A 22398-nucleotide genomic window follows, 5' to 3' on the forward strand; every position below is an offset into this window, starting at 1 on the left:
CAAACCGCGCAATTTGTCTTTGGCAGTGATCACGGCGACCTTGGCTCCGGCGTTGGAGAAGGCCTCGAATATGGTGCCGGCGCGCAGGTATTTGGCGTCATTCATCATGACTTCCTGATTCGCTTCGCGATCCAGGAAATAGTTACCGCAGATGCCGTGCACGGAAGGCGGCGCGCCGGTCACGATCGACAGATTGTTCGGATTGGTAAAGCTCGGTACAACACAATCACCGGTAAGCACGGTGCCTTGCGCCACCATTTTTTTAAGAAACGGCGTGACGCCGGCTTGAATCGCCTGATTGATGTATTCCTGTTCACAGCCGTCGACACAGACAACGACGACAGGCTGCTTCATCCATGGGTAGCTGCGGCCATTGACCTGCAGGGTTTTAGTGGTGGACATTAGTTAGCCTTTCGGTTTGGTAGGGAATCGGAGGTAGTAGCTGCCAGTAGCTGCCGCGCATGCGCACTGTGCATACGGTGGCGACCGGCCATCGCATGCTCGCGCATGATATGGCCAGCCTCTTGAGGATTGCCGGAGGCAATCGCATCAACGATCTTGTGGTGTTCGGCGGTAGAGGTCGGCAGGCAGCCGCTCTGCGCCAGCGCCGAGCGCCGATACAGGTTCAACTCGTTCACGAGACGACGATAGGTCTGTATCAGCTTGTTGTTATCGGTCATGTTCAACAGCAAATCATGGAATTCCAGATTCATCCGTGAATAACCATCGACATCGCCATCGGCGGCCAGACCATCCATGAAATCCAGGATGGCGCGCAAATCCTGAACCTGGGCGGCACTGATCCTGCTTGCCAGCTGGCGGCCGATCAGGTCGTCCAGGGCGCAGCGGACGTCATATATATCGTCGGCTTCCTCGAGAGAAATCTGACGGACAAAAACACCGAGATTTTTCTCCTGCCGCACCAGGCCGACCTCTTCCAGCGCACGAAAAGCTTCCCGTACCGGGCCGCGCGAGACACCCAGCATATCTGCCAGCGTGATCTCGTTAAGCTTTTCGCCCGCCGACAGATCGCCCGCGAGAATCATGCGCTCAAGCTCTTTCTGCACCAGCGACGGCAAGGAATTATTTTTCAGCACGGCAATAGTGTTCATAGTGCGACCCGTAGTCATGTAAACCTTTTTATTGAACAGTGATTGCACTTTAAACCGGCAGCGTGTAGATTGTCAACAATAGACAGAAAACATAATGCAATTTACAAAATTACAAAATGTTCCAGATGTCTAGGCCGGGACCATTGGCACAATCTTTTGTGACCGGCCGATGTAGCAAGAACGAAGGGGTTGAGAAGTATCAGGAAGGTGCATTACAGCAATTTGACACTGATTGATGACACAACAACTGAGGAGACAGCAATGAACATAACAATGAAGCCGCACTTTTTACGACTTTTGCAGAAAACCGCAATCATCACGACCTTGGCGCTGGTGGCCGGGACTGCCCTGGCCCAGGCAAAAACCGAGCTGCTGGTTTATACGGCCATCGAAAGCGATGCCATGAAGGCCTACAAGGATGGCTTTGAAAAAGCCCATCCGGACGTGGATATTCGCTGGGTACGCGACTCGACCGGCGTGATTACCGCCAAATTGCTGGCCGAAAAAAATAATCCGCAAGCCGATGTCGTGCTGGGCGTTGCCGCCAGCAGCCTGGCATTGCTGAGTCAGGAAGGCATGCTGGTGCCCTATGCGCCGGCAGGCCTGAAAGACCTGAATCCAGCCTTTTCCGATAAGGCCCGGCCGCCGGCCTGGGTAGGCATGGATGTATGGGGAGCGACCGTTTGCTTCAACTCGGTAGAGGCCAAGAAACTTGGCCTGCCCAAGCCAACCAGTTGGCAAGACCTGACCAAGCCGATCTACAAGGGTCAGATCGTCATGCCACATCCGGCGTCCAGCGGCACCGGCTACCTGGATGTCACTGCCTGGCTACAGCTGTTCGGCGAGGCCGGCGGCTGGAAATACATGGATGGATTGCATGAAAACATCGCGCAATACACCCATTCCGGCTCCAAGCCTTGCACCATGGCCGGCACCGGCGAATTCCCTATCGGCATTTCATTTGAATTCCGCGCCCATCAGGTCAAGGCTACCGGCGCGCCGGTAGAGCTGATTTTCCCGAAAGAAGGCCTGGGCTGGGATATCGAGGCAAGCGGCATCATGAAGGGCACGAAAAATATGGAGGCCGCGAAAAAGCTGGTCGACTGGATGACCACGAAAGAGGCTAACCAGATCAGCGCCACCTGGTGGGCCATCGTTGCCTATCCGGGGATCGCCAAGAAAGTGGAAGGCATTCCGGAAAACTACGAAAAACTGCTGGTATCCAATAACGACTTCAACTGGTCGGCCAAGAACCGCGCTCGCATTCTGGCCGAATGGAGCAATCGTTATAACGCCAAAGAAGAGAAGAAGAAGTAAATCTCGAGTACAGGCCGACGCTGAGAGGTGCCAGGCGCTTCCAGCGTCGGTGTAAGGATATCAAAAAGTGAGGACTTATCATGGCTAAGCAAAATCAGTATCTGGTACTTAACAATATTTCGAAGTCTTTCGGTAACTTCCACGCATTGCGCGACATCAACCTATCCATCGCGGAAGGCGAATTTGTCTGTTTCCTGGGCCCGTCCGGCTGTGGCAAGACCACGCTGCTACGCATCATCGCCGGTCTGGAAAGTCAAAATCAGGGGCGCATCAGTCAAGCCGGAAAAGATATTTCGTGGCTGCCGCCGATCAAGCGCGACTATGGCATCGTGTTTCAGTCATACGCACTGTTTCCGAACCTGACCATTGCAGACAATGTCGCTTATGGACTGGTTAACCGTGGGCAGTCGCGAGCTCGCACCAAGACGCGGGTCGAAGAACTACTGACGCTGGCTGGCTTACCGACCAGCGGCAACAAATTCCCGGGGCAGCTATCCGGCGGCCAGCAGCAGAGAATTGCGCTTGCGCGCGCTCTGGCCACATCGCCCGGCCTGCTGTTGCTGGATGAGCCGTTATCGGCGCTGGACGCACTGGAACGGGTTCGCCTGCGCGGTGAAATCCGGCAATTGCAACAACGACTTGGCGTCACCACCATCATGGTCACGCATGACCAGGAAGAAGCGCTGACGATGGCCGACCGCATCGTCGTCATGAATCAAGGCGAGATCGAGCAAATCGGGACACCGCAGCAAGTCTACCTGCAGCCGGGCTCGCCGTTCGTCGCATCCTTCGTCGGCAAGGTCAATATCCTGCGCGGCACATCGCTCGGGGACGGCCGCTTCCGCATAGGCGATCTGAATTTTCACTGGGAATCGAGCGTCGATCATATTCCCGCCGGTGCGCCGGTCAAAGTGTATTTGCGTCCGGAAGATTTTGTCGCCCGCGATGCCGAGAACCGGACACACAACAACGCCATGGCAGAGATTCTTAAAATCGAATTCCTGGGCGCCTTCAGTTATCTCACAGTGGCATTCGAAGGCATGCAGCAACAGCCGGTGGTGACATCCATGTCGCTAAACCTGTTAAAAGAATTACGCCTGAAGGTCGGCAGCAAAGTGTTGTATGGATTGCTGCCGGAACGCATCCGTATCTATCGCGACAACGAGGTCGAACCGCTCGTCATGCCAAAGCCAGCGTTAGCGGAGGCAGCATGAACAGATCTGCCAACGTGTTGCCGTTATCGGTCGTAACGGCAACGTCAAACGTCAAATCGGTCGCAAAGGGCCGTCAGAAAAGTCATTGGCATGACCGTATCGGTCACTTGTTATTGCTCTTCGTCTGTATAGGGCTGGCAGTGTTTTTGCTGATGCCGGTGATGATGATCCTGATTCAAAGTGTCCAGGACAAGAATGGTGCTTTTGTCGGATTACGCCAATTCAGCGAATACATGTCGACCCCGGCATTGCGGCAATCGGTACTCAATACGTTGACCGTTTCAATCTCGGTGACGGCGCTGGTGATCCCGGCCGCCTTCACTTTCGCCTATGCGCTGACGCGCAGCATGATGCCGCTCAAGCGCACGTTTCGCACCCTGTCGCTGATCCCTATCCTGGCGCCGTCGCTGCTGGCGGCAATTTCATTCGTGCAATGGTTCGGTACGCAGGGTGTACTCAAGGGCTTGCTTGGCGGTCATTCGATCTACGGTCCGATCGGCATCATCATCAGCGAATGCTATGCCGTGTTTCCGCATGCGTTGATGATTCTGATCACCGCGCTGACACTGGCGGACGGCCGCTTGTATGAAGTAGCGGAATCGCTGGGCACCAGCCGCCTGCGCAAATTCCGGACCATCACCCTGCCCGGCGCCAAGTACGGTTTGATTAGTGCGATGTTGGTGGTATTTACCTTTACAGTCAACGATTTCGGCGTACCGAAAGTCATCGGCGGCGATTACAGCGTATTGGCGATGGACGTCTACCAGCTAGTGATCGGCCAGCAGGATTTCAACAAAGGCGCTGTAGTCAGCTTGTTGCTACTGCTGCCGGCACTGCTGGCGTTCGCGATCGACTACACCATACGGCGCAAGCTACAGTCTCAGTTGTCCGCGCGCGCGGTGCCGTTTGTACCGAAACGACATCGGATGTTCGACTCCCTGATGTTCTGCTATTGCAGCATCATCTGCGCGTTGCTGTTAGCGGTATTGAGCATGGCGGTGTACACCTCGTTCATCAAGCTGTGGCCTTACAACCGGACATTGGTGTGGGATCACTATTATTTCGGTCTGTTCCAGGATGGCATCCTGGAGTCGTATTTCAATAGCTTGAGACTGGCCGCCTATGTAGTCGCCAGTGGCATCGTACTGATTTTCGGCAGTGCCTACCTGGTCGAGAAAACCCGCGGCATGAATGGAGCTCGCCCAATCATCCGTCTGTTGGCCATGCTGCCGATGGGCGTACCGGGATTAGTACTCGGCCTGGGTTACATCATGTTCTTCAATCATCCGGATAATCCGCTCAACGTCCTGTATCGCAGCATGACGATCCTGGTGTTGTCGACCGTGGTGCATTACTTCACTTCGAGCTACCTTACCGCAGTTACCGCCTTGAAAGCCATCGACAACGAGTTCGAAGCGGTATCTGCCTCGCTCAAGGTGCCTTTCTACAAAACGTTCTTCCGGGTCACCGTGCCAGTCTGTCTGCCGGCGGTGCTGGATATCGGCCGCTATCTGTTCATCAACGCGATGACCACCATTTCTGCGGTCGTGTTCCTGTACTCGCCAGACACCACGCTTGCTTCGGTAGCCATCTTGAACCTGGAAGCGGAAGGCAAGATCGGCCCGGCAGCGGCAATGGGAACGTTGATCGTGCTGACCTCGTCCATCGTCGTTCTCCTGTATGCGCTGACCACCCGTGTGTTGTTGAAAAAAGCGCAGCGCTGGCGCAAGACTGTTTGAGTTTGAATTCAAGTTTGTTATTGCTGTGAACTTTAAATGTATTACCTCAATTGTTTAAATTCAGCTGTTTAAAATTAAAGGAAATGCCATGAGCCTCGTTAGTCGGGATCCAGTCCTCCTCACCCCAGGACCATTGACCACCTCCCTCGCCACCAAGACCGCCATGCTGCGTGACTGGGGTTCCTGGGATGTCTCGTTCAACGCCATTACCGCGGAAGTCCGCAAGCACTTGCTAGACATAACCAATGCACATGAACACCACGTCTGCGTACCGATGCAAGGCAGCGGCACGTTCTCGATCGAAGCTGCAATAAATACATTGCTGCCACGCGACGGCCACATGCTGGTGCTGATCAACGGCGCCTATGGCAAGCGGATGGCTAAAATCGTCGAAATGATGGGCCGCAAGGTATCTGTATTCGAGACCGCGGAAGATGTACCCACCACGGCGGCCGATGTCGACCGCCTGTTGAGCGGCGACGCCAGCATCAGTCACGTCGGCCTGATCCACTGCGAAACAAGCACCGGGATCCTGAATCCGCTACGCGAGATTGCCGAAGTGATCGCCAGTCATAAACGCAGCCTGATCATTGACGCAATGAGCTCGTTCGGCGCGCTCGCGGTCGATGCTGCCACAGTGCCGTTTGATGCATTGATTGCCGCCAGCGGGAAATGTATCGAAGGTCCGCCGGGAATGGGCTTTGTGGTGGCGCGCAAAAGCGTGTTGGAAAAAGCTGCAGGCAACTCGACCTCGTTATCGCTGGATCTGTACGATCAGTGGACTTACATGGAAAAAACCACACAATGGCGCTTCACGCCGCCAACCCATATCGTGGCGGCATTTCACCAGGCGTTGCTCCAGTTTGTCGCGGAAGGCGGCCAGCCTGCCCGGCTGGCGCGCTATCAGGAAAATTACGAAGCACTGATGAAGGGCATGCAGGAACTCGGATTAAAGTCGTTTCTAGATCCGAAGACCCAGGCACCGATCATCGTGACGATCCATGCGCCTGACAGCGCCAAATATGAGTTCAAGCGTTTCTACAATCAGGTGCGCGACAAGGGATTCGTACTGTATCCGGGCAAACTGACACAGGCGGAAACCTTCCGCGTCGGCTGTATCGGTGCGATTGGCGCAGAAGAAATGCGGCAGGCAGTACATGCCATCGCCGATGCGTTGCGGGAGATGGGAATTGTAACCAAGGCCAAGCCTGAATACCGCCTTGCGCCGGAACTTGCCGTCAGCGCGGCATAAAAGAAAAGTCGGATTCGGCCGTGCCGGTACTAGATAGCGGCACGGCACGGTCGACGCAACAGTTTTTTCCTGACGATTCGATTTAGAGAGACAGGCAAATCCGACTGGTAAAAAAATCGCTGGAATGCGTGCCAAAACCGTGGCTCGAGCTGACCCGGACAGACTGCGCGATTTGTGGCAAATAACCCGTTCAAAGAAGGTTAGAAAATGCAAATCACATCCAATCATCCACGCTCCGATTTTGTGGGGAAAGCAGCACAGTTTTCAGGCATGCCCTACAAAATTCGCACAACCCACGCATTTGATGTTGACGAACATGCCCGCAATTTAACCGACTGGAAGCAAAGTTATGACCAGATCACATCGGGTCAATTCCACGGGGTTCTGTCCGAATTGCTAATACCGCACATGCAAGTGCTTCTTGAGGAAACTAACAAGGCTGTGCGCCGATCCTGTTGTGTCCGGCCCGATGCCTTCTGGTTCGGTCTTCCGGCGAATGCAAATAAGGCGCGTATTAATGGCCGCTTGTGCGACACCGGCACGATCATGGTACGACCGGGTAATTTGGAATTCGAGTTGGTGACCCCTGCCGATTACGCCATCTATGGACTTGTTATCCAGCGAAATTCCTTGCTGCGTGTCGCAGAACAGATAGGTTGCAGGGTCGACTACACACAACTGATCAAAGCTGAAGTCTTGCATGTAACTGAGTTGTCAAAGACGGTTTTTCAGCAGACGCTGGCATATATGCTGTCTATGCGTGACGCACGCGATGCACATAACCCCGTCTTCAGCCTGGCACTTTCGCAGCGGGCCGTGGCAATGGCGCTCCTATCCATACTTGATAGCGGTGAAATAGACAGCACCATCAGCAGCTGTTTCGTACGCCGGCAACGCATTGTTGCCCAGGCGCGTGAATATATGCTGGCGCACCGAGAGCAGGCGATTATAGTGCCGCAACTTTGTGAACACCTGCACGTCAGCCCTCGCTCGCTACAGTATTGTTTCGAAGACATTCTCGGCATCAGCCCGATACAGTATCTGCGCATCATTCGCTTCAACGGAGCGCGCAGGCATCTGCGGGAAAATATATCGGATAGGCATACAGTGCAGGAAATCGCTGCAGATTGGGGATTCTGGCATCTGAGCCAATTTTCTTGTGACTATCGAAAATTATTTGGAGAAAGCCCATCCGAATCATTGCGCAAGCGCATGACTGAATATGGCGCAGTCATGTAACAATTCTCTCAGTGCTGCAATGCGATTCAACGTATTCACGATATCCACCTCCTCTCTTTTCTCCCTTCCCCAACCTTGATCTCCAGGTATTTACGCGGCCAAGCGTATTCGCCTTCCAGTTACAAAAGACCGGTTCGTAAATGCCAATCTTTTTGAAAGCCGCTTCAACTGGCGCTCCAGGCTCAATCATAGTGACGGATTCGAGCAACAAAGCCGGCCACCTTTGTTTTTTTGCCGAAATTCGATAACGCAAAAAAATAGGGCGACGTTATATTCGATCAACGCAGATTGCAACGTCCGCCGATAAATCGCATGTGTCTGAATAAAAATTGCCGCGCACATATAGGCCAGCAGATTAATCAGGAAATGAGAAATTCGAAGCTGGATTATTTCCCTGTAAATGCAATTTTTTATCAACGTTTTCCAGATGTTTTTTTGTAGTTCCTTGGTTTTAAATTTTTAATTATTCTAATAATTGGGGGTAGCACATGAAGAAAATGATTCTGGTTGCAGGTGTGTTGAGTGGTATTTCCGGTATGGCGCAAGCACAAACCAACGTCACGATTTATGGCCTTATCGATTTGGGTGTGAACTACACCAATAATGTCGGCAAAAAAAGCCAGGTTCAACTGGAAAGCGGCGATGTACAAGGTAGCCGTCTGGGATTTAAAGGCAGCGAAGACCTGGGTGGTGGCCTGAGTGCTGTGTTCAAGCTAGAAAACGGGTTTCACGCAGATACCGGCGCGCTGGCGCAAGGTGGCTTGTTTTTCGGACGTCAGGCATTCGTCGGTTTGTCGAGTACGACAGCCGGTACTGTCACAATGGGGCGGCAATACGACTCCGTGGTCGATTACGTCGGCCCTGTGACTGCGAACGGCGGCTGGTCTGGCTACCTGTTCTCGCATCCACTGGATAACGACAATACCGATAACTCGTTCCGCGTCAATAATTCGGTCAAGTACACCAGTCCGAATTTTTCCGGCATCACGTTCGGTGGTCTGTACGGCTTCGGCGAAGCAGCCGGCGATAGTGCCAACAACCGTACCTACAGCCTGGGTGCGAGCTACGCCAACAGCTCATTGACGGCTGGCCTGGCGTACATGAATCTGAGCCGTACCGGTACCACCAAGAGCGGTTCCATCACGCCGTCTGACGCCACCTTCCTGGCCGACAAGCAAAAAATCTTTGGCGCCGGCATTAACTACACGATTGGTGCGGCGATACTCGGGTTCGTGTATACCAACACCAACCTGACCAATCCAACTGGCGACAATGGTTACATCAGCTCGTTTGCACCAGCCGTTGGCACATTGAATTCACTCAAGTTCAACAACTACGAAATCAATGCAAGATATCAAGTCACCGCAGCGCTTAATCTCGGCGCGATGTACACCTACACGCAAGGCAAGTACGATGCAACGGCGGGCAATGTCAAGCCAAAATGGTCCACTTTAGGTCTGATGGCCGACTACAACTTGTCCAAGCGAACTGACATTTACCTGCAAGGCATTTACCAAAAGGTCGGCGGCGATCTGACAGGAACATCACTTGATAATGCCTACATTCCCGGTGCTTCCGACAGTTCAGGCAATGACAAGCAAGTGCTCTTCCGCGTAGCAATGCGTCACAAGTTCTAAGCAGTATCCGGGTACTGCCGATTGTCGCGCCGCTTGAGCTCGGCGCGACGATTGGCAATACCTTGTAATTTTGCCGATTAGTGGCAGTAGCTAAACGTCCCTGGGGAACACCCAGATTTTGCCCATTCGATTTGAATGGGCTTTTTTTCGGTTTTTATTTGCCGTCGCCAGATATCTGGATGCCTTGGCTACTTGACTGGAACAGGCTGGGACAGGCTCTGCTGCGCAGCCAGCTTACGCAACTCGCCCAAGTTAGTCGTGCCGAGCGGAGATTTTTTCAACAAAACCTTCGTAGCGGGCATTTATTTCGTCCGCGCGTGGTTTGGCGGCTACCGCGATGATTTCCAGCCGCCAGCCGGGATCGATCAATTGTTCCAGCGTGCAGGCGCGGGTGGGTGCGTAGCCGGGCGCGACCCATTCATCCCAGACCGCGTTCATTCCAGCATAGTCGTTGATATCGGCCAACAGAATGCGTACCGACAGTAAATACGTACGATCGCTGCCGGCCTGGGCCAGCAAACGATCGATATTATCCAGGATGGCGCGGGTCTGGGCGCCGATGTCGCCGCTGGTATTATCGGCGACCTGGCCGCCGATATAAATCGTGTTATCGTGAATCACCACCTCAGAACGGCGCTGGACGGTGTCGATACGCTGGATGCTCATGCCACTTCCTGTTTCATCAAATTAGAATAGAAAACTAAGCTAAGCTTTATCGGCCTTGCCGGCCGCATTGGCAAACTTGCTGAGCAGTTTGTCAATCAGCCACGGTTCGCGATTTCCATCTTCGGCGCTTTCCTTGCGACGGATTGCATTGCGCACCACCAGCGATCCCAGATAACGGATCGGTTCCGGCGGAAATGTACCTCGCGGGCCATCGGCCAACGGACTGCGGCTCCATTCATTGTCAAGCCCGAGCACCAGCGACGACAGCAGCTGCCCGCCCATGTATGTCGGGCCGACGCCATTGCCCGAGTAGCCGAAACCATAGAAAATATTCGGGTGATCATCAAGTTTCCCAAAAAAAGGCAAGCCTGTAACCGATCGGTCCGACGGCCCGTTCCAGCTGGCCGTAATCGGCACCTCCGACAACGCCGGGAAAAATTCGTGCAGGCTTTGCTTCAGTTGATCTTCGTACGGCGAGCGCTGATCAAAAACCGGGAGAATGCGGCCGCGCCAGGCAAAAGTATTTCCGCCTTTGCCCAGCATCAGGCGGCCGTCCTCGGTGGTCCGGTAATAGAACACGAAAGTGCGTGAATCAAGTACCGAGACGCCGTCCTTGAGGCCGATCATCCGCAACAATTCAGGGCACTTTTCGGTAATTATCATATCGCTGGAAACCACCGCCACCGTGCTTTCAAACTGCGGGAAGAGCGTTCCCATCCAGGCATTGATGGCCAACACCATCTTCCCGACTTGCAGTGTGCCCGACGGCGTTTGTATCGTTACTTGCGGACCTGGCTCAAATGCTAGCATCGGCGTTCTCTCATAAATCCGGATACCCATTTCCAGGGCAACCCGCCGCAATCCGCGCACCAGCTTGCCCGGATGCACGGTAGCCGCCATTGGCGAGAACACGCCAGCCAGATTGCGCATCGAGCCGGAACGCCACTGCACTTCTTCAGTAGACAGCGAGTGATACGAGTTGATGCCGTGCTTGTCCAGTTCCTTTAACACCGGGTCCATCATCCCCATCTGAGCCTGTGTGGTCGCGGTGTACAAAGTGCCATCCTGACGAAATTCGGCATCGATCCCATGCTTGCGACAGAACTCTGCAATATGGGTTACCGCCGCTTCGGACGCTTTCGCCAGACGCACCGCTTCGACCTCTCCAAACAGACGGCGTAGCGTAAAAAATTTGGTAGTCCAGGTCAGCATGCAGCCGCCGTTCCGGCCGCTGGCGCCGGCTCCGCACAGATCGCTTTCGATAATCGCAATATCCAGTGCCGGGTTCTGCTGCTTGAGTTGCAAAGCAGTCCACAGACCGGTAAAGCCGCCACCGACAATACCAACGTCGGCGCGCTGCGCACCTTGCAATGCAGGCGTCAATTCTCCATCCATCGACAGGGCATGTTCAAGCCAGAATGGGCGCATGGGAAGCTTTCCTAAAGTATGAGAAATCGATCACCGCAGCTGATCTGATGCTGTCGGCCAGCCGGTTCCGACGAGATTTTTATCCGACGGTGATTGCACTTTAATTTAACATAGCGTAAATTGTCAACAATAAACATAAGGCAATCTACAGAGTTACAAAATACTGCCTATCAGCGAACTGAAGCGGCTGGCACAAGCTTTTGCGACTGGTTGGCAAATTGAGAAATGCGTTGTCGTCGCATCAAAAATTGCGGCGAAATTTTTCTTTGTATCAATACTTCCCAATAGCAAAAGACATCGAAATGGCCAACATCGAAATTTTTTCCAGCGAAACCCGTGTTTTTCCACCATCTGCAGAATTTGCCAAAACAGCCGCAATTTCCGGCATGGACGCATATAACGCCTTGTGCGCAGAAGCGGCGCATGACTACGAAGGATTTTGGAGCAGGCTGGCTCGTGAACATCTGACCTGGCACAAGCCTTTTACCAAAGTTCTGGACGCATCGAATCCACCCTTCTACAAATGGTTCGGAGATGGCCAGCTGAACGTTTCTTACAATTGCCTCGATGTCCACCTGCAAAACGGCAATGCGGATAAGGTCGCGGTTATTTTTGAATCCGATGACGGTGACGTAACCAAAGTCACCTATCGGGAGCTGTACGAAAAAGTCTGCAAGTTTGCCAACGGCCTGAAGTCGCTCGGTATCAACAAGGGTGACCGGGTGGTAATTTACATGCCGATGTCGGTCGAAGGCGTGGTCGCGATGCAGGCTTGCGCACGCATCGGCGCCACGCATTCGGTGGTGTTCGGCGGGTTTTCTGCCAAATCTCTGCAAGAACGCATTATCGATGCCGGTGCGGTTGCGGTACTGACCTCGGATGAGCAAGTCCGGGGTGGTAAGCGCCTGCCGTTGAAAGCTATCGTAGATGAAGCGCTCGCGCTCGGCGGTTGCGACAGCATTAGAAACGTCATTGTCTATATGCGCACTGGCGGCAACGTGAAATTCAATCCGAATATCGATCTCTGGTTACATGAGCTGGTAGCCGGCCAGACTGCGCACTGCGAACCTGAGTGGGTTGACGCAGAACATCCGCTATTTATCTTGTATACGTCGGGTTCCACCGGAACTCCGAAAGGTGTGCAGCACTCTTCCGGCGGCTATCTTTTGTGGGCAGCCTTGACCATGAAATGGACTTTCGACATCAAGCCTGACGACGTCTATTGGTGCACCGCCGATATCGGCTGGATTACCGGCCACACCTATATCGCTTACGGCCCGACCGCGGTCGGCGCCACGCAGATCATTTTCGAGGGTATCCCGACTTTCCCGAATGCCGGTCGCTTCTGGGACACGATCCAACGCCACAAAGCCACCATTTTCTACACTGCACCTACAGCGATTCGTTCATTGATCAAAGCCGCCGACGCCGACAGGAACGTCCATCCATCGCAGTACGATCTGTCGTCCCTCCGTTTGCTGGGTACCGTCGGCGAACCGATCAATCCGGAAGCCTGGATGTGGTATCACAAAAATATCGGCGGCGAGCGTTGCCCGATCGTCGACACCTTCTGGCAAACCGAAACCGGCGGCCACATGATCTCGCCGCTGCCGGGCGCAACGCCGCTGGTGCCCGGGTCGTGCACTCTGCCGCTGCCAGGTATTCAAGCAGCGATTGTCGATGAAGCCGGCCATGATCTGCCAGATGGCCAGGGCGGCATCCTGGTGGTCAAACGTCCGTGGCCTGCGATGGTGCGCACCATCTGGAATAACCCTGAACGTTTCAAGAGCGCCTATTTTCCCGCAGAGTTCGGCGGTAAATTGTACCTGGCAGGCGACGGTGCGATCCGAAACAAGGATACCGGCTACTTCACCATTACCGGCCGCATCGACGATGTCCTGAACGTCTCCGGGCATCGCATGGGTACGATGGAAATTGAATCGGCATTGGTGGCCCACCCCATCGTTGCGGAGGCCGCAGTGGTCGGCCACCCGGACGACACCACTGGTGAAGCAATTTGCGCCTTCGTAGTCCTCAAGCGCAGCCGCCCGACCGGCGATGAAGCCAGACAGATCGCCAAGGAATTGCGTGACTGGGTCGCCAAGGAAATCGGCCCGATCGCCAAGCCCAGGGAGATTCGCTTCGGCGACAACCTGCCCAAAACGCGCTCCGGCAAGATCATGCGTCGATTGTTGCGGGTGCTGGCCAAGGGGGAAGATATTACCCAGGACATCTCGACACTGGAAAATCCAGCGATTCTGGAACAGCTGAAAGAAACACAGTAATTAAGCCGGCGAGATGGGCGCGGCCAGCGCAACGTATTTTTCACCGCAACTCAAAAACAAATAACAATTAGAAAGGTAATGTATGAAGATATTACGGAAAATCATCGTTGTTTTGTGCACTATGGTCGTTACGGGCGCATTCGCCAAAGACGACGATATCCCGAAACAAATCACCATCGGCCTGATTGCAACCACCACGGCCGAAGATACGCAAAAACGCTGGCAGCCGGTCATCGACGATTTCGCAAAATACACAAAAATGGAAGTCCATATTGTGGCCTCCACCGACTACAACAAGATTGTGAGCGGGCTGAAATCCAATACCATCCAGGTAGCGTGGTTAGGTAACAAAGCCGCCCTGGACGCGGTGGAAGACCAGCACGCAACGATTTTTGCTCAGTTCGTGAAAAAAGAAGGCTCGCGCGGCTACAACTCGGTATTGATTACGCCGGCAAATAGTCCGGTCAAATCGTTGACAGATATTTTGACGAACAAAGGCGTCTATAGCTTCTACGACGGCGACAAAGGTTCGACCTCCGGTTATCTGGTGCCGGCTTACTATGCATTCGCCAAAAACAAGGTAGAGCCTGAAAAACTGTTCAAGAAAATTACGGCCGGTAACCACAAAAAAAACCTGCAAGCAGTGATCGACGGTCAAGTCGACGTTGCGACCAACAATACCGAAGAGTTGGATCGCCTGAAAAAAGAAGCGCCTGAACAATTCAACAAGGTGCGGGTAATCTGGACTTCGCCCCTGATCTCCAACGATCCGCTGCTGTACCGCAAGGATCTGCCGGTTGCTACCAAAAACAAGATCGAAGAATTTTTCGTCACTTATGGCAAACCGAAAAATCCAGCCAGCCAACCCGACGTGCTGCAAAACATACTCGACTTATCCGGCTTTCAGCATTCCACCGACGCCCAGTTGAAACCGACGGCCGATCTCACCATGTTCGGCCTGTTGCGCAGCAATATGTACGATGCCAGCCTGAGCACTGCGCAAAAGCAAAAGGCGTTCGAAGATATTACCGCCCGTTTCGGCAAACTCAGCGTCACTCTGGAAATGGCACGTCTGCGCTGACAGGGCCTGCATCTCATTATCCAGCCAGCCTTCACTTTGTTTTAGCATTTAGCACCACCAATACGCGTCGGTATGCGAGGCGCTATTGCTTACCTGCGCGCGCCGACAGTTTGAGTCGAAGCAGACCCTGACTGAAACGCCTCGCAGGTTATTTTCCACATGCCTCACACCTTCGACGCGTTCGCCTCATCACTACGCGTAGTTGGCGACGCGTCCAAAAATTGACACTTCGTTTTTCTTGAGTGCCCAATTTTTGACTCTCTACGGGGCTTTTTTTTTACCACCTCTTCATGGCATAGCGAACTTAACGGTGTCCTCTACACACGGCACAACTATTGCTACATGGAAATGTTTGTCATAATTGGAGATAAGTAATGCGTTTTACCCCTCTATTACCCATCCGTTATTCATTGGCTGCCGCCACAACACTCTCACTACTGTTATCTGCATGCGGCGGCGGCGATGGGGCCAATAGTGCTGACACAGCCCCGACTTCCAACTCCGGATCACCCGCCACACCGATGCCGCTCGCTTCCCCACCGGGCACATCGACGCCACCTCTGCCCGTCGCAAGCGGTACGTTGTCGTTGAACAGCGTTGAACTGGCTCAAACGCATGTGATCCCGCCAACCGGGCGCACGATGAATACTGCCGATGGGAAAAGCCGGACCTTGACCCTGCTCGCAAACCGCGCCGCGTTGCTGATGGTGGAACCGGCTACGGAAGGCGCCAACATTCAGGTTGAGATAGTGGGTAGCAATCTCGGCAGCCTCATCCTGAATACACCTGACAAATTGCCGGCGACGGACAACGGCATGCCCCAATACTCTTCCAACAAATACAGCGTGCTGTTACCTAAAGAGTGGCTACAGCCGGGGGTTACGCTGAAGATCACGCGCGGCAACGACGTCACCACGGTGCCATTGACCGTAACCGGGGGTATCAATCTGACAGTGAGAACGGTCCCGGCCTTTTTCTTTGGCGCCACTCGCGCAATGGCAACCGTAGCCAAGGACAAATTGGAGATGGATGGGATCAGCATAGCGCTTGACTATGCCCAGGAAATTCCTGTGGCATCGGTGGACGGCGTAAATTCAGGAGATCTGTCATTCAACGATTTCGTGCTTCCTCCCACGGGCACCGTCGCAGCGCAGGCCTATTCCACCTTCGCCACCGCCAGGAACTCCCCCGGCGCGGACGGTTATGTACTAATGGGGCAGATGCTCAATATCCTGCCTGAATTGCGCAGCGTCACGGCCAATAATGACCGCAATCTGAATGTCGCCTATTGGGCTCCAATGGTAGTGGAAGACCCGCTTACCGGAAAACTCATCGGCATGGGTGGTGGGCTGACTAGCGTGGGCGCCGGAAATGCAAGCGGTGATTCCGATAACTATGGCGGGATTTTCGACCATGAAATGGGTCATGGCTACGGCATGTCGCACGCGGGCGACATGTACAACAACGGCACGTATCCCTATCCTGGCGGGAGTTTATCCGGATCAAGTTGGGGCTATGACGCCATTCGCAATCAATTGCTGTCTCCGGTATTGCCCGCGTTGCCATGCAAATCCAGCGGTCGCCAGCTGGATGCTTCAGGACGTTGCTACCGGCAAGACCCGATGCAAGGTGGCTCCGGCGACCAATCGGCTGGCTACCGCTGGGAGATGTTTGCTGATTACAGCAGTGCGTTGATACAGGGATGGATGAACGGTCGCATCGTCTACAACCCGGCTGCGGCCGGCAATGCCTCCCGCTTTACCATTTGGTCTGCCGTCCAAGGTGCCTATGTCGATGCAAGCGCCACGGTGAGTCAGTTACAGCGCGATATGCAAGGTAACCAACAGGTTGTCACCGTGTTGGGTAACATATCCAAAACCGATGGCACTCTGAATCGCCTGGTGGTAAGCGCGACAGGTCAGGGAAACATACCTCGTACCTTTGATCCGACCAGCCAGCCTGACTGGGATCAGATGAAATCGCAGTACACGAGTTACTGTCAAAGTACGGGATGCGACTACACGTTACAAGCTACGTTTACCGATGGAACCACGCAAAATGTGCTGCTGCCAAAGGGCTATCATCAAAACAATAGCAATACAGTGAATCCGAATTCTGGCAATCCGCTTAACGGCGCAAGTTTTATCCGGTTCGCTGTCAACTTCAGCGCGGCTAAAAAATTGAAGCGCGTGGATTTATACGTAACGGAATTCGGCGCAAAGCCGACTTTTAGCGCAATGAATCCGGCCAGCTTAGTCAATCCAATTGGCAGCTTGGTTGTGCCTTAATCGTTAAACGCGAACGGGATCTTCCGATCTGCAGCACGTCAGGTCGGAAGATGCGCGCCAGTCGCACCAACCGATCGTGGCACCATGAAAAATGAACGGCTACTACACTGCGCGTTATTTACCCAGCAGTTCCAGAGAATGGTTCCATTCCGTAGTCCATGCGTACAAAAAATCATGCGTATTAAAAGCTCTTTTCAGATGGGACATTGGTACCCGATACACATCGTTTAATCCCAGCGCCAGCGTGACCGGGTTCCACACAGCTTTGTTTTTTACCTTTTTAGCACTACCCTTAACCCTTGCGCCGTCATCGCCAAATATGCCACCGCCACCGCTAAGGGCCTGCTCCAAATCAATTTTTACCAGACTGGAAAATGCGATTAACACCTGATCTTTGCTGATGCCATTCTGTGATTCCTTTGCCACTTCAATGGAAACCGGCTCACCCTCGGCCTCGCGCTCAGCATCGCGCTTGAGCTTACTGACCAGTCGCTCCAGATCCTTCTTCAGAAATCGTAACTCATCCAAAGACCGTCGAAAGCCTGGCGGTTTGAGCTGCGCCACTATCTTATAGACGTCTTTCGTAATCGTGATGAGCACATCCTCGCTTCCGGCTGCAAGCCGCCTGGTGTCGCCTTCGAAAAAAATCGGCGCCGCGTAGCCGCCGTTGGCGTCACCGAACAGTTCAGGATAGTCGGCGTCATAGTCCAGCCAAACGTAGGGAATCAAGCCGCTCTCTATCATGCGCGCCAATGTCCATGGCGTGCCGGTTTGCTGCGCAAGCCAGTGGCAAGCCTGCGCGGTGGTCGCCCGAAAAGGCAATTCGATGATCGTCATTGTTCTTTCTTTCACATGCCAAATTCAATCTGGCCTAAAGTTGAATCCCGCTGATACTACTTTTTGCGAGTTGTCTTCGGCGGCGTTCCCGACTCAAGCACGCTCTTGATAAGCGGCCGATTTTTTCGCACGGCAAGCGAGCACATGTAGTAGTCGATAGTCACCGTCGTGTCTATAAGCTTGATCGCTTTCGTTCCAGGTATCGCCACGTATTCAATCTCAGATACGAAGCCAATGCCCATGCCTTCCGCAATAGCATGCATGATGGCTTCCCGGCTATTGAGCTCCATCACGCAATTTATCTGTATGCCTTGATTGCTACAGGCATTCTCAAGCAAATCCCGTGTCTTGGAACCGCGTTCACGCATGATGGCTGCTTCATTTTTGATGCTTGCCAATGGTACGGATGATTTCTTCGCCCAGGGATGGTCGTCCCTGACGACTGCGACAATAGGATAGGTGCGGTAAGGCACGACGTGCAAACGTTTGTCAGGGTCTACGATAGCCAAAATCGCTATATCGATAGTGAAATCATAGAGTCGGGCCAACGTTTCCTTTTCCGAGTTGATCGATATCGCGAATTCAATCCCCGGGTGCTTACGCATTAAATCATAGGTCAGGTTCATCACCACGGGCGGTGAAACCGCGCCAATACGGAGTAAGCCTGTTTTCTGGGAATGCAAACTTTGCAACAACTGAACGGCCTCGTCTTCCTGACCGAAAATCCCCTCGGTGATTTCATACAAGCGCCGACCCGCGTCCGTTAATTCAACATGCCGGCCGCGGCGGTAAAACAGCTCCACGGCAAATCTGTCTTCTAACGCTTTGACTTGCTCGCTTATCGTTGGCTGGCCTATCTTCAGGTAGATCGCCGCGGCGGTAAAGCTATGTGCTTTGGCTACAGCATGAAATGAACGAATCCATTTATGGTACTGGTACATAAAGATCCTTCAAGAGCACATCTTCTTCAATGGCCACATGGCCGCCCTACCCTTTGAAGCTACGCAATTCGCGACTTACTTCCCATTGCATACGCCAGCAGTAAATAGCTATCTCCCATTATCGGCTGAAACGATAGAAACCACATAATAATCGATTTGTACTACAACACGGCCCCGCCGACAATCAAGCTATCGAGAACATATAACCAATAAAACAGGAGACATTGATGGCACAGCAATTTTTTAACCCCGTCGCGACCCATTTTGGCCCGGGCAGCCTGGAAGAGTTGCCCCGAATCGTCAACGGGGCAAAGGTGGTGGTGGTGACATTTCCCGAAGCAAGGTCGTTGGGCCTTGTAACAAAATTGGAGAGTTTATTAGGCGACCAGCTGGCTTATGTCATTGAAAATGTCCAACCTAATCCGGACGTTTCCCACCTGGCGGAGATATATAACCGCTTCTGGCGCGACGAACATGCATGCGACGTCGTTGTAGCGTTGGGCGGCGGGAGTGCTATCGACACCGCCAAGGCATTGATAGTTGGTACCGAAGGCGGAAGTTTCGATGAACTGCTGGCCCTGCTTGCCGATGGCAAGCCTTTCACGCCAAACAAGGCAAAGACGCTCATCGCCATTCCGACGACCGCAGGCACCGGCAGCGAAGTAACGCCGTGGGCAACCATTTGGGATTCGGCGAAACAAAAGAAATACTCATTGCACCTGGATTGCACCTGGCCTAAAGCGGCCATCGTCGACCCGGAGTTGATGCTTACCCTGCCCAAGTCAATTACCATTTCCACCGGCCTGGACGCGTTATCGCACGCGCTGGAATCGATCTGGAACGTCAATGCGAATCCGGTTTCCGACGTTTTCGCAATCGGCGCGATCCACGACATCATGACCTGCCTGCCGCTACTTGCCCGTGAACTCGACAACAAGGCACTGCGATCATCCATGGCGCTCGCTGCGATGAAGGCAGGATTGGCATTCTCCAATACCAAGACAGCACTGGCGCACTCCATTTCTTACGAAATGACGCTGCGCTACGGGTTGCCGCATGGCATAGCCTGCTCGTTCACACTGCCGCTGGTCCTCGGCATGGCATGGGGCGAGCACCCCGAGAGAGATATCGCCCTGCAGCGGGCCTTCAATACCGATCGTAAAACCGCAATAGATCGTTTGCGCGCGTTCCTGCATCAACTGGAAGTCCGAACTGAGTTTTCCGACTATGGCGTTTCAGCGCCAGAAGCGCAGGAAATGGTGCAGCACGCAATGCAGGGCGCACGGGGGAAAAACTTTATCGGTACAAAAGCCGCTGTGGCTTTGTCTTGAATCGCTCCCTTGGATCAAGAAGCCATGAAAAAATTTACGAACCAGCTGATTTTTACTTTTCCGCGGAGGGGAAAAGGAACCAGCAATAGTTAGAAATTCAGTTAATCAAATTATAAAAATTACCTTTTCCAACCAAATAGGAATGGGGCTTACCGGGAAATAACAACTCGGTTATCCTCGATAAAGGAGACATGCAATGAGTTACGTATATACGACGCCAGATCCGCTCGTAGCAACCGACACGAGCTTTCGCAGGGCGCAATGGCGAATGCTGTTAGCGGCGATGCTTTGTTATCTGTTTTTTTACACTGGCAGACAGACATTCGGCTTCGCGATTCCAGGGATTCAAAAAGAGTTTGGCCTTTCTAAAGAGACATTAGGCTGGGTATCCAGTGCGATGTTATGGTCATACGCCATCGGACAGGCAATCAACGGCAATCTCGCGGACAAGTTCGGTGGTCGCAGGATCATGAGCTTAGGTGCAATTCTTTCCTGTGGCGCCAATTGGGTCGTAAGTTTTTCGAGTGGATTCGGGAGCCTCATTTTTCCATGGGCGGTTAACGGTTACTTCCAGGCATTGGGATGGGCGCCTGGTAGCCGCCTGCTGTCAAATTGGTGGGGCATTGGCGAACGCGGAAAAGTCTATGGCTTCTATGTGTTTGCCGCTGGCTGTGCCTCCGTGCTTTCTTACATAACTTCCATTGCCGTACTCGACGTTTTGCATCTTGACTGGCGCTGGATATTCCGGATTCCCGTTCTTTTGATGCTTGGTGGCGGCATATTTTTCTATCTGGTTGCTCGTGAGCGGCCAGAAGACCTGGGTTTCCAACCGCTGGATACCGGCGTTGCCAACGACGGCGACAAAGCGCACGCCGTCCTTGATGATCTGCATGAGTCTTCCTGGACCCGGTATAAGGCCGTGTTGAAAAACTGGCGTTTGATCGTAGCGGCCCTTTCCTTAGGCTTTCAAAACGCAGCCCGATATGGGCTCATTGTCTGGGTTCCCGTCCATTTTTTCGGATCGAACTGGGCGAAGTCGCCGGACGCGTTTATTGATCCAAAATGGATCAGCGTCGCTCTTCCGGTGGGGATGGCGATCGGCGCACTCAGTAACGGCTGGATCTCGGACAAATTGTTCGGCTCGAAGAGATATAAAGCGATCATGCTCTACATGGTACTGGGTGCAATGACGAGTGTCTGGATGTATACGATACCCGGCCATTCGATGCTTGGGGTCATGGCTTTATTCCTCTGCGGTTTCTTTGTGTACGGGCCCGCGTCATCGTTTTGGGCACTATGTCCGGATCTTGTCGGCTCGCGTCGTGCCGGCACCGCTACAGGCATCATGAATTTTGCATCGTACCTGTTTGCAGGTCTCGGCGAGCCGCTTATCGGAAGAATGCTGGATCACTCTGGCAATACTGCACTGATATTTCCAATTGTCGCCGTCAGCTGCGTAATTAGCGCGTTTGTTGCGATGTTCATCAAACGCTAGAGAACTGCCTGGCCATCTCATGTACGCTCGTTGGATGCCTTGTCGGCGAGCATGCGATGGCCGGTCGTCACCGCATGCTCTGTGTGCATGCAGTTGCGACCTCATATTTCCAGAAAAAACCGAAAGGCTAACTAATGTCCACCACTAAAACCCTGCAGGTCAATGGCCGCAGCTACCCATGGATGAAGCAGCCTGTCGTCGTTGTCTGTGTCGACGGCTGTGAACAGGAATACATCAATCAGGCGATTCAAGCCGGCGTCACGCCGTTTCTTAAAAAAATGGTGGCGCAAGGCACCGTGCTTACCGGTGATTGTGTTGTACCGAGCTTTACCAATCCGAACAATCTGTCGATCGTGACCGGCGCGCCGCCTTCCGTGCACGGCATCTGCGGTAACTATTTCCTGGATCGCGAAGCGAATCAGGAAGTCATGATGAATGACGCCAAATACCTGCGCGCCGGCACCATATTCGAGGCCTTCTCCAACGCCGGAGCCAAGGTCGCCGTGATCACTGCCAAAGACAAATTGCGCGGTTTG

17 protein-coding genes and 1 pseudogene are annotated in these 22398 nt (G+C 53.4%); 12 read left to right on the forward strand and 6 right to left on the reverse strand.

Annotated features, from left to right (window positions below):
* Both BM029_RS24025 and BM029_RS24030 read right to left on the reverse strand, forming a co-directional pair.
* Positions 1–402 (reverse strand): alkaline phosphatase family protein (locus BM029_RS24025; protein ID WP_170851213.1); only part of this gene is annotated, 402 nt, incomplete at its 3' end.
* Positions 402–1112 carry a phosphonate utilization associated transcriptional regulator gene (locus BM029_RS24030; RefSeq protein WP_244545204.1) on the reverse strand — a complete coding sequence of 237 codons (711 nt, stop codon included), beginning with the start codon at positions 1110–1112 and terminating at the stop codon, positions 402–404. The genes BM029_RS24025 and BM029_RS24030, both read right to left, overlap by 1 nt.
* 273 nt (positions 1113–1385) lie before the next feature.
* Here BM029_RS24030 and BM029_RS24035 point away from each other — a divergent pair, with 273 nt between their 5' ends.
* From BM029_RS24035 to BM029_RS24060, 6 genes are all read left to right on the forward strand, one after another.
* The gene (locus BM029_RS24035; protein WP_092440444.1) at positions 1386–2429 is read left to right on the forward strand and encodes a putative 2-aminoethylphosphonate ABC transporter substrate-binding protein; all 1044 of its coding nucleotides are present in this window, start codon (positions 1386–1388) and stop codon (positions 2427–2429) included.
* 80 nt (positions 2430–2509) lie between these two features.
* Positions 2510–3643, forward strand: a complete 1134-nt coding sequence (locus BM029_RS24040; RefSeq protein WP_092440417.1) for a putative 2-aminoethylphosphonate ABC transporter ATP-binding protein — start codon at positions 2510–2512, stop codon at positions 3641–3643.
* Positions 3640–5382: a putative 2-aminoethylphosphonate ABC transporter permease subunit gene (locus BM029_RS24045; RefSeq protein WP_092440419.1), complete on the forward strand. Its 1743-nt coding sequence runs from the start codon at positions 3640–3642 to the stop codon at positions 5380–5382. The genes BM029_RS24040 and BM029_RS24045 overlap by 4 nt, the downstream gene beginning before the upstream one ends.
* Positions 5383–5470: 88 nt before the next feature.
* A complete protein-coding gene (locus tag BM029_RS24050) occupies positions 5471–6634 on the forward strand; it encodes a 2-aminoethylphosphonate--pyruvate transaminase (protein WP_092440421.1) in 1164 nt (387 codons plus the stop codon).
* Positions 6635–6841: 207 nt separating this feature from the next.
* Positions 6842–7873 (forward strand): helix-turn-helix domain-containing protein, encoded by a 1032-nt coding sequence (locus BM029_RS24055; protein ID WP_092440423.1) that lies wholly within the window; start codon positions 6842–6844, stop codon positions 7871–7873.
* 488 nt (positions 7874–8361) lie between these two features.
* On the forward strand, positions 8362–9510 hold the full coding sequence (locus BM029_RS24060; RefSeq protein WP_092440425.1) for a porin: 1149 nt from the start codon (positions 8362–8364) through the stop codon (positions 9508–9510).
* Positions 9511–9831: 321 nt separating this feature from the next.
* On the opposite strand, the pseudogene BM029_RS24065 reads toward BM029_RS24060, so the two are convergent.
* Both BM029_RS24065 and BM029_RS24070 read right to left on the reverse strand, forming a co-directional pair.
* Positions 9832–10176 (reverse strand): annotated as a pseudogene (locus tag BM029_RS24065) (RidA family protein); the annotation flags it as partial.
* 39 nt (positions 10177–10215) lie between these two features.
* A complete protein-coding gene (locus tag BM029_RS24070) occupies positions 10216–11604 on the reverse strand; it encodes an FAD-dependent oxidoreductase (protein ID WP_092440428.1) in 1389 nt (462 codons plus the stop codon).
* Between the two features lie 302 nt (positions 11605–11906).
* Between BM029_RS24070 and acs the strand changes: the two genes are divergently transcribed.
* The 3 genes from acs to BM029_RS24085 all read left to right on the forward strand — a co-directional run bounded on the left by acs (position 11907) and on the right by BM029_RS24085 (position 17258).
* On the forward strand, positions 11907–13889 hold the full coding sequence (gene acs, locus BM029_RS24075) for an acetate--CoA ligase (RefSeq protein ID WP_092440430.1): 1983 nt from the start codon (positions 11907–11909) through the stop codon (positions 13887–13889).
* A gap of 82 nt (positions 13890–13971) precedes the next feature.
* Complete coding sequence (gene phnD / locus BM029_RS24080; protein WP_092440432.1) at positions 13972–14970, forward strand: phosphate/phosphite/phosphonate ABC transporter substrate-binding protein; 999 nt, start codon at positions 13972–13974, stop codon at positions 14968–14970.
* Between the two features lie 374 nt (positions 14971–15344).
* Positions 15345–17258: a M66 family metalloprotease gene (locus BM029_RS24085; protein ID WP_092440434.1), complete on the forward strand. Its 1914-nt coding sequence runs from the start codon at positions 15345–15347 to the stop codon at positions 17256–17258.
* A 114-nt stretch (positions 17259–17372) separates the two neighbouring features.
* On the opposite strand, the gene BM029_RS24090 is transcribed toward BM029_RS24085, so the two are convergent.
* Complete coding sequence (locus tag BM029_RS24090; protein WP_092440436.1) at positions 17373–18095, reverse strand: hypothetical protein; 723 nt, start codon at positions 18093–18095, stop codon at positions 17373–17375.
* 56 nt (positions 18096–18151) lie between these two features.
* A complete protein-coding gene (locus tag BM029_RS24095) occupies positions 18152–19036 on the reverse strand; it encodes a LysR substrate-binding domain-containing protein (RefSeq protein WP_092440438.1) in 885 nt (294 codons plus the stop codon).
* 227 nt (positions 19037–19263) lie between these two features.
* Between BM029_RS24095 and psrA the strand changes: the two genes are divergently transcribed.
* From psrA to BM029_RS24110, 3 genes are all read left to right on the forward strand, one after another.
* On the forward strand, positions 19264–20367 hold the full coding sequence (psrA, locus tag BM029_RS24100) for an iron-containing alcohol dehydrogenase PsrA (RefSeq protein ID WP_092440440.1): 1104 nt from the start codon (positions 19264–19266) through the stop codon (positions 20365–20367).
* 196 nt (positions 20368–20563) lie between these two features.
* The gene (locus tag BM029_RS24105) at positions 20564–21862 is read left to right on the forward strand and encodes an MFS transporter (RefSeq protein ID WP_092440442.1); all 1299 of its coding nucleotides are present in this window, start codon (positions 20564–20566) and stop codon (positions 21860–21862) included.
* Between the two features lie 134 nt (positions 21863–21996).
* Positions 21997–22398, forward strand: a 402-nt coding sequence (locus BM029_RS24110; protein ID WP_170851213.1) for an alkaline phosphatase family protein, incomplete at its 3' end; no start/stop codon positions are given.

The sequence above is a fragment of the Collimonas sp. OK607 genome, assembly GCF_900111995.1.
In the GTDB taxonomy this organism is placed as follows: Bacteria; Pseudomonadota; Gammaproteobacteria; order Burkholderiales; family Burkholderiaceae_D; genus Collimonas.